Genomic DNA, 14,493 nt, shown 5'->3' with positions numbered 1-14,493 from the left:
CCGGGTTCCACGAACGATGCACGCGACCGAGCCTCGGCAGCCGACGACGCCCAGACGTGCTCAGGGCAAGAACTTCCAGTCTTCCGATCGCGTGAGCGCCTTGATCAGGGGCGCGCTGGTGCCGGGATCGCTGGCGTACAGGTCGAGGTTCTGACCCGGAGAGAAACTGCGGAAGATGGCCTTGGTTCGATCGTCCCATGCCCTCAAGGCCAATGACCAGTCGGGATAGGCACGTCGGGAGATGGGGCGCTGGTCCAGCACCGTGACGTCGCGATGCCGGGCATCTTGTCGGATGTGTTCGGACAAGCGTTGAACCTCCCGACGGCGTCTCGATGACTCGACTTGATGCCGGTCCATCGAGAACGCCGTATCGACCCGGGGTCGTGCCGATGCTCCGGCGTCGCGGCGGTTCACGCACGGATGCCCGGCATGTCGCTGTGCCGGTGCTCCGTGGTCGCTGGTCATCCGGACGGCCTCCCCGAGGTGATCGCAGCGAGGTGCGCGTCGGTACGGCCCGTGGAGGGATCCCGTGTTCCGCAAGGTCGTCATTCGCGGGCGAGGCTCAGGTCGGCGCGCGGTTCCGCTCAGCCATCGACGTGTCGGTCCATGGCCGAGTTCCACCGCACGACGGTGTGTCGTGCCCGCCGCGCGCTTCAGGCCACGAACCTGCAGACCGACGCCACCGTGCGCGTGTCCATGTTGCGGCCGCGGTTGAGGTGGTCGTCGGCCTCGGCGGCGCAACCCAACATGCGCGGGTACAGGAAGATCGTGAACGCGGCGGTCTCCAGTTCGCGCTCGCCGATGCGGCCTTCCGCCAGCGGCCGCCACAGCATCTTCAGGAGCAGCGCTGCGATCACGGCATCCACGTTGACGCAATAGACGTTGCGCGAGACGCCCGCGTCGTAGAGCGCCTGCACCAGCTCGCGGTAGAAGGCGTGGAACACGTTGTGCTCGCCGCGTGCCTCGAACTGCTCGGCGATGAACACCTCGCGCGGATCGTGGTTGATCGGCCTGTCCTTGAACACCGGATGGTTCACGCCCGGCAATTTCGCGATGTCCAGGCTGCCGGCGGACTTCTTCCGCGTCTTGTACTGGGCGTAGCGCTCGACGGCGCGCCGTGCGAGGGCCTTGAGGTCCACGCCGTGGTTCCTGTCCGCCGGGTCCTTCAGGCCGCTGTCCGCGAACTGCTCGCACAGGTAGGCGATGCCTTCGTAGCCGTTGCCGCCGTGGGCGTAGCCGGTGTGGGTCAGGAAACCCATCAGCGCCTTGTTCAGCTGCACGCGTTCGGGCTGTTCCGGGCCGTCGGAAGACACCGCGCCCTTGGTGCCCTGGGCCGAGATCGCGCCCGGTCCGTTGGTCAGCAACAGGCCGACCAGGGTTTCGAAGGCGAACAGGTCGTCCCTGCCGGGCGCGTGGCCCAGCAACGCGGCGAAGGCGATCTCGCCCAGGCCGAGTTCGCCCAGCAGGCGCTCGTCCTCGATGCCGCAGAAACGGCCCTCGGCATGCCGCCCGGCCTCGGCCGAGGCGCCGATCAGGGTGCCGAACAGCTGGAACCACCACGGAAAGCTCTCGGCGGTGATGCGCGAGATGCGCTTGCGCGCGAGCGGTCCCCAGGCCAGGGTGGCGCCGAGGGCGGCCAGCACCGCCGCTTCGGTCGGATGCCCCGGCAGGCTCTCCAGCCAGCGCAGGAACACCGAGCGAGCGCCGCGCGCCTTGACGCCGGCGATCAGCCGTCCCGCGCGGTCGTCGGGCCGGTCGGAGGTCAGACCCGGCTGGCCGCCCGCGTCGATGCGGGCGACATCGAAGGTCTCCGACAGCGCGGCACCGAACTCGTTGCCCAGGCCGGCCGAGTGGAAGCGCTCGATCATGAAGCGAAGGGCCTCGCGCGCGGCCTGCTGGCGCCGCGGGCCGACGATGGCGGCGGCCGCGGCCAGCACCGCGTTGGGCGCGTTGCCGGCCTCGCGGCTGGCCTGCGCGGCGGCCAGTTCGGGACGCCCGTGCAGGTTGACATAGGCGGCGATGGCCGGGGCGATCAGCCGTCGGTCGTTCTCGCCGCCCGTGTCGTGCACCAGGGCGAGGGCGACGCTGGACTCGAGCGGCAGCGTCGCGGCGTGCAGCATGCTGGTGCCGTGCAGGCTGCTGACCTGCGTCTTCGGATTCATCTGCGAGGCGCCCGAGGCGTCCTTCATCGTCTGGCGCGGCACCACGCCGCCGATCTGCGTGTTCAGCAGGGCCACCTGCTCGTCGTAGGGAGCGACGGCCGCCACGACCGGGATGCGCAGCGCCTCGGGCAGGTCCAGACCTTCGTCGGAGCCGAACCAGGGCTTGAGCGCCAGGGTGCCCTCGGGCGCGAAATCGGGCAGGGTGGCGTTGGCGCGCATCACCGCCGTCAGCGCCGCCGGGATGTGGGCGATGTTGGTCACCAGGGCGCCCTTGGCGGAGAACACCGGGGTCTCGGGCGTGAAGATGCCGTCGACGCCGAACTTCTCCATGAACCAGCGTTCCTTGGCCTGGGCGTCGTCGTCGCCGCCGGCCATGGCGCCGGCGTGGCCCACGGCGCGCGTGAGCTTGCTTTTCCAGCGGCCGACCACGCAGGCCACCACCGGCTTGTTGAACTGCGCGTCGTATTCGTAGTAGCCGCCGGGTTCGCAGTACAGCACGGCCGCCTTGCTGCGCGCATCGTTGGACAGGGCGAAGGCGAATTCGGGCGCGGCGTAGTGGATGTAGACGTCCTTGCCGCTGGAGATCACGGTGGTCGTGCCCCAGCCGGCCATGCGCAGGTACTGCGCGATGGTGGTGGAGAAGCCACCCGAATTGGAGAAGATGGCGATCGAACCGGGCCGCAGCGAGTCGCCGGGCTTGTCGCCCCCCAGCGCGCCGCCGATGCGCACTTGATTCCACGAATCAGCCACGCCCAGCCCGTTGGCGCCGAAGATGTCGATGCCGTTCTGCTGGCCCATCGCGCGGATCTCGCGTGCGTCGTGCACCGCGATCTTCTCGGTGATGATGAAGATCTTGCGCAGGTCCGGATTGACGCGGATCAGCTCGGCCACGCCGTCGCGTGCCGCCGACGGCGGCAGGTAGACCACGCCGCAGTTGAAGCGGTGGCCCGCGGCCAGCGCGTCGCGCACGTTGTTGTAGACGGGGATGTCGCCGATCGGGGTCTCCAGCACCGAGCCGCCCTTGCCGGGCGCCGTGCCGCATACCACGTTGCCGCCCGAATAGGCGTGGCTGACCGGCGTCACGTCGCTGGATTCGCCGCCCAAGATGTTGAGCACGCACACGCGGTCGTCGCGCGAGGCGACCTGCGTGAGCGAGCTGATGCCCACGTGGTACTTGAAGTCGCCCACGCCGCGACGTTGCCAATGACCGTTGTTCATGAAGTGTCTCCTCGGAGGTGGTCGGGTTCAGGCGGCGACGCGGGCCTCGATGCCCAGGCGTTCGGCGATCTGGCGGCGTCCGCCGTTTTGCATCCAGGTGTCCACGCGCTTGGCGAACTGGATCACCTCGCTCATGTCCGAGTCGAAACCGAACAGACGGTAGGGCAGCCCGAGCGCGTCGCAGGTGTCGCGCAGCACGCCCATGCCGCGCACCAGGTTCGGCCCGCCGCGTCCGAGCACCACGTATAGCGGAGTCGGTCCGTGGACGCTGAAATGCTCGCGCAACGCATCGGCCATCGCGCGCAGGGTCTCGAAGATGTCGGTGTTGTTGCTCTTGCCGCCGATGACGAACAGCACGTTGGACTGGCGCAGCCAGTGCCGGAAGCAGATGCGGGCGACTTCCTTCATCTTCTCGTAGGGCGGGTTGCCGCCGAAGTCCGAGCTGATGATGGCCGCGTCGCCCAGCATCTCGGTGACCAGCGAATTGGCGCCGCCTCCGAAGGTGGGTGCCAGCACCGTGCCCTTGTCGTTGACGACGTACACGTCGCTCTGGCCCTGATGCGTGCGCAGGGTGTTGATCTCCTGCTCGAAGGGCGAGTAGTCGGCGGCGAAGAGTTGTGCCGGCAGCTTCAGGCGCAGCCAGCGCGGGTCGTCGCGGTCGAAGCCGCACTTGAAGTCGCAGGCCACCGGCGTCAGGCGGCCCTTCTTGTCCGGCCGCATGCGGATCGGATTGAGTTCCAGCGTGGTCATGCCGAAGTTGTGGAACAATTCCCACAGCTTGGGCAATTGCTGCACCAGGGGCGAGATGATCTCCTTGGGCGCGCCGATCTCGGTCAATGCATTGGCGACCACGAAAGCCTTCAATCCGGTGAGTGGATCGAAAGGCACCCGCGCGACGAGACGCTTGTCCAATTCCTCGATCTCCATGCCGCCCATGTGCGTGAGGGTCATCATCGGCGCCCGGTATTGCGTGGAGTCGGTGATCGAGAAATAGACCTCGTGCTCGGCCGGCACGCCGGCCTCGAAGGTCACCCCATTGGACTTGGCGCGCTGGTTGCCATGCGTGTGCTCGACGAAATAGAGACGCTCTTTTTCCTGCAGCGCGGTCTGCAGGTCCTTGGCCCGTCCCAGCAGTCCGGCCTTGCCCTTCTTGCCGATGCCGCCCTTGAACACGGGCTTGACGAACAAAAGGCCATGCTTGTCGAGCATGGCCTTGATCTCTTCCTCGCTGGCGCCGGGACCCAATACCTCCGTACTGGGGAAGCCCGCGAATTCGAGCAGGCGGGCGCCGTGCAACATGCCGGTGATCTGCATTGGAATGTCTCCGAAGGGTTTTAATTGAAGCCATGGCGAACCGCCACGCATCGATCTTAAAAACGGAGACTTTCAATCGGCTGTCATCGGATTCAGGGTTTGCACGGATGCAATTCGAGACGCATTGAGAAGGACTCCATCGAATCGAGCGTCTGGCGATGGGTCGGATATTGACGCGAATAACAACGGGGAATGTCGTTCGCCGGCCTGCATCGACAGGATCTAGGGCTTCGATACCGATGCCGATGATCCTGCCAATGGCATGACCGACAAGCGGCGAGCCGCCGGATCGGCCGGACTGGTTCTCAAGCAGGAGCGTATCGCTGCAGCAGGCGCTGTCGCAGCACCTCGGCCACCGGGGTGAGATCGCGGCCGCGTCGTTTCAGGAGACCCAGGGTGCGCCACAGGTCCGGTTCGATCAGCGGCACGCCGCACACCCGTGGGTGCGCTCGTGGCAGGGCCAGTTGCGGCAGTGCCGCCAAGCCCAGACCTGCTTCCACCAAGGCCAGGGCACCGGTGACGTGATTGCATTCGTACCAGACCATCGGTCGGTGCGCAAGACCGGCCATGGCCTGGTCGAGCAACAGCCGGTTGCTGCTGCGACTGGACACCGACACCAGCCGTTGGCCGGCCAGTTCCGTCCAGCGGATCTCGTCGCGCCGGGCCCAGTCATGGTCGCGCGGCATGGCCAGCACGTAACGTTCGCGGGTCAGGACCTGGAACTCCAGGGCCGACTCCTGGCTGCCGGTGAAACTCAAGCCGAAGTCGGCCTCGCCCCGGGCCACCGCCTCCAGCACCTGGGTGGCGTTCTCGTCGATCACATGGACCTGCACGTCGGGCAGTTCCTGGGCGAAGGCTCCGAGCACCGGCGGCAACAGGTGGTTGGCCACCGACGGCACGCAGGCGATGGTCACGCGTCCCCGGCGCCGTCGGCCCTGGTCGCCCAGGCGTTGGACCGCTTCGTCCAGACCCGTCAACGCCGAGCGCGCTTCCTGCAGGAATTCCCGTCCCGCCGCCGTCAGTTCGACGTGTCGGGTGGTGCGCTCCAGCAGCCGGACACCCAACGCCGTTTCCAGGCGCTCCACCCGCCGGCTCAAGGCCGGCGCCGACAGGTTCAAGGCCTGGGCGGCCGAACGAAAACTGGCTTCGTCCGCGGTGACGACGAAGGCCTGCAATTCCTTGAGATCGAATTTGATGCGCCGCATGCAACAATCTTTTCGTAAATTGCAATTCACAGATTATTGTCCGATGAATAGCATGGCGTCCCTTCACGGTGCCGATCCGGCGTCGAACTTTCAGAGACAACAATTCCATGCAACGACGCCCGCTCATCGCGACCGCACTCCTGGCCGCCGGTCTTCCCTTGTTCTGCAATGCCGTGCAGGCCCAGGACTTTCCCCCCAAGAAACCCGTGACCATGGTCGTCGGCTTCGCCGCCGGTGGGTCCGCCGACATCGCGGCGCGCATCATCGCCAAGCAACTGAGCCAGAACATCGGCCAGAGCGTGGTGGTGGACAACAAGCCCGGCGCGGGTGGCAATCTGGCTCATGCCCAGGTGGCCAACGGTCCCGCCGACGGGTCGGTGCTCCTGTTCGGCTCCATCGGTCCGCTGAGCATCGCGCCCCATTTCATGAAGGTGACCTACGACCCGCTCAAGGACCTCGCTCCCATCACCATGGGGGTGACCTTCCCGAACGTGCTGGTCGTTCCCGCCACCACCGGCGTCAAGACCCTGGCCGAATTCGTGGCCAAGGCCAAGCGCGAACCCGGCAAGCTGGATTACGCCTCCACCGGTCCCGGCTCGGCCGCCCATCTGGCGGGGGAACTGCTCAACGACGTGGCCAAGGTCGATACCGTGCACATTCCCTACAAGGGCGGTGCGCCCGCCCTCCAGGACGTGCTGGGCGGTCGGGTGGCAGCGTTCTATGCGGCGCCTCCGTCGGCGTTGCCCCACATCGAATCGGGCAAGCTGATTCCCCTGGCGACCACCGGCCTGACCCGTCCGGCCTACCTGCCCAACGTGCCCACCGTGGCCGAGACCTTCCCGGGCTTCAACGCGACCAACTGGTATGCCTTCGTGGCCTCGGCCAAGACGCCCAAGCCCTTGCTCGACCGCTGGAACACCGAGATCGTCAAGGTGCTCAACACGCCGGACGTGCGCGAGAACCTGCTCAAGCACGGCCAGACCGCGGACCCCACCAGCCGCGAGGAACTGGGCAAGTTCATCGCGGCGGAAAACACCAAGTGGGGCCGCATCATTCGCGAACGCAAGATCACGGCCGATTGAGCGGGACCGCGGCGAAATCGAAGGAAACGGTCTCCGTCGGATCGAGACGGAGACGACTCGTCGAGGCGGGATTCCACCGGGCACGCACCCCGGCACTTGATCGATGGCGGGCATCGGCTCGAAGGATCGGTGCGCCGCTCCTGACCGCCCGCGCGCCGGCACCGTCGCGCCCAGGGCCGTCGGCTGACTCTCGATCCCAAGACCACGGATCCGCTCCTTGACGATCTCGGCCGACGCCGAGCGGTGCCGGAGCGCCTCGCGCGCAGGGGGTTCGACCACCGGACGGGCCAGGATCGCCAGGGCATCGCGGATGCCGCAGCCGCAGCCGCAGTGCGTCCAGGCGCCGGCGTCGATCGGCACGGCGTCGACAGCGTCGATTTCGCGCTCCCGCGCGTGCAGCCGTGTGTCGACCTCGGCCGGCATGGGCCTGCCGTGTCGCGGTGGATCACGCTGGCCGGACATGCACCGTGCGCGTGTCGGACCCGGATGAGGCGTCGTTCGCCCGACCTTCACGCAGCGGGAGTCGACCTCCCCAATGCAGTGGATGCACGTGCTTCGGCGAAGTACAACCATGACGGGCCTTCCTTCACGAGGATCCGAACGTGCCCACGCCGCTGCATTCCCATGCCGGGATCGGCCATGGTGCCGAGTCGCAGGAGACGATCATGACGTCATCGAACGACCCAGGGTGTCGTGTCCGCCCATCCGTTCGGGCGTGCACCGGGGCGGTTCTGGCCGTGGTGGCCCTCGTCATGGGCGGGTGTGGGGGTGGCGATGGAGGGGGCGGCACCGCCTTCCCACCCTCGTCCGGTGCCGGCGACGTGAAGATCGTCGACGCAGGCGCCAATGCCGTGTCGAGCTGGAGCGAGATCGCCATCGACACCATCAACGTGCCGGCCGCCGCCACCGGGACGTCGGCCGAGCGCCGTCCCATCGATTCGGTCGATCTGGCCACCGTGCATATCGCCATCTACGATGCACTGATGGCGATCACCGGCACCCACCGGCCCTACTACGTGGCGCGGGTCGTGGGTGCGGACGAGGGCGAGGTGTCGCAGCGTGCCGCAGTCGGCGCGGCCGCCCATGGCGTTCTCAAGGGTCTGTATCCCGCGCGCACGGCACGGTATCAGTCGGCCTATGTCGAGTTCGTCGACGCCATCCCGGAGGACGCAGCCAAGACGCGGGGACTCGCGCTCGGTGCGGAGGTGGCTGCGGGCGTGCTGGCGGCGCGCGCCGACGATGGGCGTTCGGTGGTGCTCGCGCCCTATGTGCCGGGCAGCGCACCGGGCCGCTTCCGGGGCGTCGATCCCATCAACCGCTTCCTGCCTTCGGTCAAGCCCTTCGCACTGATCGGCGCGGCCCAGTTCAGGCCCCCTGCGCCCCATGCGCTCGATTCGGTCGCCTATGCGCAGGACCTGCGGGAGACGCGTTCCCTGGGCGCGGCAGTGGACAGCCCGCGCACGCCCGCGCAACGCGAGATTGCGCAATTCCATACCGAACCGCCGTTCCGTTTCTGGCCCCGCAACATCCGCCGCTTCGCACGCACCGATCGCAGCCTGGCCGATCAGGCGCGCCTGCTGGCGATGATCCACGTGGCGCAGGCCGATTCGACGATCGCGTGTTTCGAAGCCAAGTACTTCTACGAGTCCTGGCGTCCGACGAGCGCGATCACGCTGGCCGACCTCGACGGCAATCCCGTCACCGATCCCGATCCGGGCTGGGCGCCGGTGGTGCCGACCCCCAATCATCCCGAGTACCCGGCAGCGCATGCCTGCAACGCAGCTGCCATCGCCGGAGCCATCCGACGCTTCTTCGGCACCGACAGGGTCGACCATGTTTTCGACAGCACGGTCACGGGCACGACACATGCCTTCACGACGATGCGAGGCTTGGTCGAAGAGGTCCGGGAGGCCCGCATCTACGGTGGGATGCACTTCCGCCATGCGATGGTGCGCGGAGAAGAACTCGGTGAGCACGTCGCGCAATGGGTGATGGCTCATCGCTTCCAGCAGAACCCATGACGCCCGCTGGACGCGATCGGACTGTTTTCCCCCGGAACGGCCGGATGACCCCATCGGCGGTCCACGGAATCGAAGATCTGCGCGACGTGTCGAAGGACAGAGTTCGTTCCGTCCTGATGGCGGCGCGCGCCACGATGCTTTTCCGACGCTTTCTGCTCCCGCGCCTCGTGCCGCGGGAGGGAACGTGGACGATGAACAGGCCGGTGGTGAGCTTCAGGTACTCCATCATGGCCGGCACGCCGCCCCCGCCGGTCCGGTCGTCCACGACCAGGGGCACGCCGAGGATCGCGGGTCGGCTCGTCGGCCAGGGCGCGCCCGACGACGTCGGAGAAGCGGCGGTGCCCGGTGCGCTTCCGGTATCGACGGGCCGTGGGTGGTCGTCAGGCCAGGGTCTTGAACATGGTCCGTCGGGTGTGGGTGAAATGCGGCCGCACCCGGCTGCTCCACGCGGTGCCGCGCACCGCCAGCCAGGGCGGCGAACCCAGGGTCTCGGGGCTGACCAGGTCGTAGCAGGCCAGCGAGAGCGGGCCGTGGTCGTGGTTGAGCAGGCGCGCGGCGTGGACGCTGCCGGGCACCGAGGCCAGACCCGGCATGTGCTCGGTGTCGTACCAGCGCATCAGTTCGTCCTGCCAGCCGGCCGCGGGGTCCATCTCGACCACGTAGTGCCAGGCCGGTTCGGCGCCCCGACTGGCGCCGGCCAGCGCGAAGGCCAGCGCCAGCCGCGACACGCGCGGCCCGGCCTCCGGCGGCAGTACCGCGGTCAGGGCCGCCAGCGCCGGTGCCAGATCGGCGGCTTCCAGCTGCCGGCGCTGCGGCAGCGCCAGGTAGGCGTACGCGTCGCCGGTCGTGGGCGACCACGCCGCGCGCCGCAGCCGGGCGCCGGGCCATGCGGCGACGGCCGCGGCGCAGGCGGTCGTCCAGGTTGCCGATGCGCCCTCGTCGAGCCGGGCCTGCAGCAGGATCTGGTCGGTGTCGCGTCTTGTCATGTCGCCGTCCCTCAGTGGCCGATCCGCAGTGCCACCAGGAACCGCGACACCATGTTGTAGGCCGCCACGGTGGCGGTCAGATCGACGAGGGCCTGGCCGAGGAAATGCGCCTGCACGCGGGTGAACAATTCGTCGGGCACCTCGACGTCGCGGGTCATGGTGTCGGCGTATTCCAAGGCCACCGCCTCGGCCGGACTCAACCCGGCGTCGGTGGGCAGGCGCGGTGAACGCAGGGCGTCGATGGTGGCCTGCGCCACGCCGCCCGCCAGGGCATGGGGCACGTGGGCCTCGAACTCGTAGGGCGCGCGGTTGATCACGGCCACCCGCAGGATGAGCATCTCGCGCAGTCCGGCCGGCAGGCTGTTGTGATTGCGGATGGACGACAGCATCTGCTCCCAGCCGTGCGCCACGGGGGGGCTGTTGAGCAGCACTTGGTAGAGCAGCGAGATGCGGCCGCGGGCGCCCTGGATCCGTGCTTCCAGAGCGGCCGTTTCTGGACGGGTGCCGGGTTCGATGGCCGGGATGCGCATGAGATTCCTCCTCGCGTTGCGGATGCGTCAGTCGGGCTTGATGTTCTTGGCCTTGACGATGCGGCCCCACTTGTCGCCGTCCTTCTTCAGCAGCGCGGCCAATTCGGCGGGCGTCGAGGCCGCGGGTTCGGCGCCCGAGGCTAGCAGGCGGCTGCGCACGCCTTCATCGGCCAACGTCGTGCGCAGCGCCGCGCTCACCTTCTCGATCTCGGCGGCGGGCACCGACCTGCCGGCGAACACGGCATACCAGTTGTCGGAGTCGACGCCGGCGATGCCCATTTCCTTGAACGTCTTCACGTCGGGCAGCAGGGGATTGCGTTTGTCGGCGGCGACGCCGATCGGCTTGAGCTTGCCGCCCTTGATGAAGCTCACCAGGCCGGGGATGTCGCCGAAGAAGCCGTCGACGTGGCCGGCGATCACGTCGGTGATGGCTGGCGCCGCCCCCTTGTAGGGGACGTGCAGCAACGGCACCTTGGCGGCGTCCGAGAGCAATTCCATGGCCAGGTGCGGCACGCTGCCGGTGCCCGAGGACGCCAAGGTCAGCGGTCGCCTGGCCTTGGCCGCCGCGGCCACGAACTCGGCACCGGTGTCGTACGGCGCGTTGGCGGGCACCACCAGCACCTCCACGTTGCGCACCACCAGGGCCACGGGCTGCAGGTCCTTCTGCATGTCGTAGGCCAGCTTCTCGTACAGCGCGGGATTGATGGCGACCGCGCCGACGCTGGTCAGCCAGAGCGTGTCGCCGTGGGGTGCGGCATGGGCGACGTACTCGGCCGCGATGGCGCCGTTGCCCCCGGCCTTGTTCTCGACGATGACCTGCTGGCCGAGTTCCTTGCCAAGCCTTTCGGCCACGGTGCGCGCCACGAAATCGACCGGTCCGCCCGGCGGGAAGGCGACCACCAGGCGGGTCACCTTGCCGCCCTGTGCCCAGGCGGCGGGTGCGGCCAGGCAAACGGCCGCCACCAGGCCGAGGACGCAGCGGCGCACGAGAGAGGGGGTGTTCACGATGTCGGTCTCCTGATTGTTCGAGAAAGGGTCGTCTCAGCCGCAGCGCACGGACATGCCGCCATCGACCACCAGTTCCGTCCCGGTGATGAACCGGGCCTCGTCCGAGGCCAGGAACAGCGCCGCCGCCGCCGTGTCGCGGCCGTCGCCCATGAAGGGCAGCGGGATGCGTGCCTGGCGCTGTGCCAGCAGGGCCTGCACGTCGCCGCCGGCGCGCTGTCCGGCCAGCCGCACCTCGACCATCGGCGTGTGCAGTTGCCCCGGCACCACGGTGTTGCAGCGGATGTTGCGATCGGCGTACTGCACCGCCAGCACCCGCGAGAACTGGATCACCGCGGCCTTGGTCGCGGCGTAGGCCACCTGCGCCGCGCCGGTCCAGCGCAGGCCCGAGGTCGACGACATGTTGACGATCGCGCCCGCGCCCTGGCGCTCCATCAGCGGCAGCACGTGCTTGCAGCCGAGGAACACGCTCTTCAGGTTATGGTCCACCTGGGCGTCCCACACCTCCTCGGGCATGTCGACCGGCCCGCCTTTGGCCGAGCCGCCCACGTTGTTGACCAGCACGTCGATGCGGCCGAAGCGCTCGGCGCACCGCGCCACCGCGGCGGCGATGGAGGCGCTGTCGGTCGCATCGCACCGGCAGGTCACCAGGGTGCCGCCGGCGGCGGCCACCCGCTCGGCGGTCTCGACCAGGCGCTCCGGATCGCGATCGGTGGCGAACACCAGCGCGCCCTCCTCGGCGAATCGCACGGCGATGGCCCGGCCGTTGCCCCAGCCCGGGCCGACCGAGCCGGCACCGCTGACGAAGGCCACGCGGTCCTTGAGCCGTCCGGCCGGGTTGTAATTGAACGTTGTCTCTTCGCTCATCGGGTTCGTCCTCACTCTGCGAATCGGTAGAACGCCGCCGGGTTGTCGACCAGCAGGCGCTGCCGCAGCCCGGCGTCGGGCGCGATGTCCGGCAGCAGTTCGACCAGCGCCGCGTCGTCGGGCACATGGGTGTGGTTGGGATGCGGCCAGTCGCTGCCCCACAGGCAGCGGTCGGCGAAGGATTCGACCAGCCGGCGCGCCAGGGCCACGCCCTGCGGGTAGGTGCCGGCGGTGGCGATGCGGTCCACCCCGCTCACCTTCACCCGGAACAGCGGGTTGGCCATCAGGCGGCAGAGGCCCGCGAAATCCGCGTGGTCCGGACCCCGCGCGGCATCGACCCGGCCCATGTGGTCGATCACCACCGGCACCGCGCTGCGCGCCAGCGCGGCCCCCACGGTGTGCACCAACGCGCTTTCGAAATGCACCTGCAGGTGCATGCCCAGCGGGGCCAGCCGGCGGGTCAGCGCCAGCACGTCGTCCAGCGGCGTGCCGGGCAGGTGCGCCATGAAGTTGAAGCGTACGCCGCGGAAACCGGCCGCCGCCAGCCGGGCGAGCTCGGCGTCGGGGACCGAGGCCGGCACCAGGGCGACGCCCAGGTAGCGCCCGCCGCCCGCGGCGATGGCGTCCTCGACGACCCGGTTGTCCATGCCATGCACGGCCGACTGCACGATCACGCAGCGCGCGATGCCCAGCAGGCGGTGCAGCGCGAACAAGGTCTCCTTGGGCGCATCCGCGGGCGTGAAGCCGCGTCCTTCCGCGTACGGAAAACGCGCCGCCGGACCGAACACGTGCACGTGGCTGTCGCAGCTCAGCGGCGGCGGCGTGAAGCCCGGGGCCCTGGGTTCGGGGTCGTAGGTGAGGATGTCGGGCATGGCTCCATTGTCTGGTCGCGAGGGCCGCGGAACCATCGATCGACCCGATAGCAGCTATCCGTCGATCGCATGCCTAATGCGGGCTCCACTCAGGGAAAATCCATGGATCTCACCCGCCTGCGCTACTTCGTCGCGGTGGTCGAAAGCGGCAGCTTCAGCCGGGCCGCCGCGACCTTGCATCTGTCCCAGCCGGCACTCAGCCGGCAGGTGCTGCTGCTCGAAGAGGAAGTCGGCCAGCGGCTGCTGGTGCGCAACGGGCGCGGGGCGTCGGCCAACGAAGCCGGGCTGGCGCTGCTGGCCCACGCGCGCGGCATCTTCGAACTGGCCGACAAGGCCCGGGCCGACATGCGGGAACGCCAGTCGAGCCCGCGCGGCCAGGTCACGGTGGGCCTGCCGCCGCGCGTGGCGCAGGTGCTGACGGCCGATCTGGTGCAGCGGTTCCGGGAGCAGTATCCGGAGGCGACGGTGACGATCGTCGAGTCGCTCAGCATCCGTCTGCGCGAGTGGCTGGTGGCCGGAACGCTGGACATGGCGATCCTGTTCGATCCGCCGACCTCTCCGCAGCTGACCGAGGAAACCTTGGGCCGCGAGCCGCTGCTGCTGTTCGGGCCCCGACCCCTGCCCCGGCGCATGAAGCTCGCCGAACTGAGCGCCGTGCCCCTGGTCATGCCCAGCGGCCCCAACGCCCTGCGTCGCCTGCTGGAGGCGCACACGCGGCCGCGCGGTCTGGCGCTCGACATCGTCGCGGAGGTCGATTCGGTGTTGACCGTGCTGTCGCTGGTGGCGCGGGGGGTGGCGCACACCGTGCTGCCGGCCAGTGCGCGACGGCTCTGGACCTACCCTCAGACGCTGCACGAGGCCGCGATCGTGTCGCCGGCGATGCGCAACCGCGTCGTGCTGGCGATCCCTCGCGCACGGCCCGCCACCAGGCCGCAGCGGCTGGCGGCCGAACTGCTGCGCTCGCTCGCGTTGGAACAGTATGGCGGATAGGGGCGCAGCCGATCGCACGAGGACGTGCTGTCCGAGCCGGCCGTGCTCGACATCCCGCCGATGCCGCCGTCGACGACAAGGGTCGACGTGTCGCCGAGTCCCGACTCGCCCGAGCTGCCCGACCTCGACAGCGGGCGGTTCCGCCGCAAGGCGCGCGAGCCTCGTCGAAGCGGGTCGGTCCGCGCGGCATCCTGACGGGAGGCGCCGGCGCTCGAGGTCGGGTCCTTGCTCCGACTCTACA

At 68.8% G+C, this 14,493-nt stretch carries 12 protein-coding genes and 1 pseudogene; 3 read left to right on the top strand and 10 right to left on the bottom strand.

Going from position 1 to position 14,493, the window contains the following annotated elements:
* Positions 1-60: 60 nt before the first annotated feature.
* The 4 genes from ABID77_RS17530 to ABID77_RS17515 form a co-directional block, all read right to left on the bottom strand.
* The gene (locus tag ABID77_RS17530) at positions 61-357 is read right to left on the bottom strand and encodes a BLUF domain-containing protein (RefSeq protein WP_429598626.1); all 297 of its coding nucleotides are present in this window, start codon (positions 355-357) and stop codon (positions 61-63) included.
* Between the two features lie 296 nt (positions 358-653).
* Positions 654-3,380: a CoA-binding protein gene (locus ABID77_RS17525; protein ID WP_429598492.1), complete on the bottom strand. Its 2,727-nt coding sequence runs from the start codon at positions 3,378-3,380 to the stop codon at positions 654-656.
* A gap of 27 nt (positions 3,381-3,407) precedes the next feature.
* Positions 3,408-4,694, bottom strand: coding sequence for an ATP-grasp domain-containing protein (locus tag ABID77_RS17520; RefSeq protein ID WP_429598490.1), 1,287 nt, complete (start codon positions 4,692-4,694; stop codon positions 3,408-3,410).
* Between the two features lie 305 nt (positions 4,695-4,999).
* A complete protein-coding gene (locus tag ABID77_RS17515; protein ID WP_429598488.1) occupies positions 5,000-5,899 on the bottom strand; it encodes a LysR family transcriptional regulator in 900 nt (299 codons plus the stop codon).
* Positions 5,900-6,006: 107 nt separating this feature from the next.
* On the opposite strand from ABID77_RS17515, the gene ABID77_RS17510 reads away from it, so the two are divergent.
* Complete coding sequence (locus tag ABID77_RS17510) at positions 6,007-6,981, top strand: Bug family tripartite tricarboxylate transporter substrate binding protein (protein WP_429598486.1); 975 nt, start codon at positions 6,007-6,009, stop codon at positions 6,979-6,981.
* A 177-nt stretch (positions 6,982-7,158) separates the two neighbouring features.
* Here the strand turns inward: ABID77_RS17510 and ABID77_RS17505 are convergent.
* Positions 7,159-7,404, bottom strand: a pseudogene (locus ABID77_RS17505) (type II 3-dehydroquinate dehydratase); the annotation flags it as partial.
* 398 nt (positions 7,405-7,802) lie between these two features.
* On the opposite strand from ABID77_RS17505, the gene ABID77_RS17500 reads away from it, so the two are divergent.
* Positions 7,803-9,002: a vanadium-dependent haloperoxidase gene (locus ABID77_RS17500; protein ID WP_429598484.1), complete on the top strand. Its 1,200-nt coding sequence runs from the start codon at positions 7,803-7,805 to the stop codon at positions 9,000-9,002.
* Between the two features lie 380 nt (positions 9,003-9,382).
* On the opposite strand, the gene ABID77_RS17495 is transcribed toward ABID77_RS17500, so the two are convergent.
* Genes ABID77_RS17495 through ABID77_RS17475 form a run of 5 tightly spaced genes read right to left on the bottom strand, consistent with a single transcriptional unit; the run spans position 9,383 to position 13,262 of the window.
* Positions 9,383-9,988, bottom strand: a complete 606-nt coding sequence (locus ABID77_RS17495) for a hypothetical protein (protein WP_429598482.1) — start codon at positions 9,986-9,988, stop codon at positions 9,383-9,385.
* 11 nt (positions 9,989-9,999) lie between these two features.
* Positions 10,000-10,518 carry a carboxymuconolactone decarboxylase family protein gene (locus ABID77_RS17490; RefSeq protein WP_429598480.1) on the bottom strand — a complete coding sequence of 173 codons (519 nt, stop codon included), beginning with the start codon at positions 10,516-10,518 and terminating at the stop codon, positions 10,000-10,002.
* 27 nt (positions 10,519-10,545) lie between these two features.
* Positions 10,546-11,523 (bottom strand): Bug family tripartite tricarboxylate transporter substrate binding protein, encoded by a 978-nt coding sequence (locus ABID77_RS17485; protein WP_429598478.1) that lies wholly within the window; start codon positions 11,521-11,523, stop codon positions 10,546-10,548.
* 36 nt (positions 11,524-11,559) lie between these two features.
* Positions 11,560-12,390 carry an SDR family NAD(P)-dependent oxidoreductase gene (locus tag ABID77_RS17480; RefSeq protein WP_429598475.1) on the bottom strand — a complete coding sequence of 277 codons (831 nt, stop codon included), beginning with the start codon at positions 12,388-12,390 and terminating at the stop codon, positions 11,560-11,562.
* 11 nt (positions 12,391-12,401) lie between these two features.
* Positions 12,402-13,262 (bottom strand): amidohydrolase family protein, encoded by an 861-nt coding sequence (locus ABID77_RS17475; RefSeq protein ID WP_429598473.1) that lies wholly within the window; start codon positions 13,260-13,262, stop codon positions 12,402-12,404.
* 102 nt (positions 13,263-13,364) lie between these two features.
* Between ABID77_RS17475 and ABID77_RS17470 the strand changes: the two genes are divergently transcribed.
* Positions 13,365-14,252, top strand: a complete 888-nt coding sequence (locus ABID77_RS17470; RefSeq protein ID WP_429598471.1) for a LysR substrate-binding domain-containing protein — start codon at positions 13,365-13,367, stop codon at positions 14,250-14,252.
* The last annotated feature ends 241 nt before the right edge of the window (positions 14,253-14,493 follow it).

Source organism: Variovorax sp. PvP013, from assembly GCF_050435945.1.
In the GTDB taxonomy this organism is placed as follows: domain Bacteria; phylum Pseudomonadota; class Gammaproteobacteria; order Burkholderiales; family Burkholderiaceae_C; genus Variovorax.
Note: the sequence above shows the minus strand (reverse complement) of the source record. Positions and strands in the feature narration are given on the sequence as shown.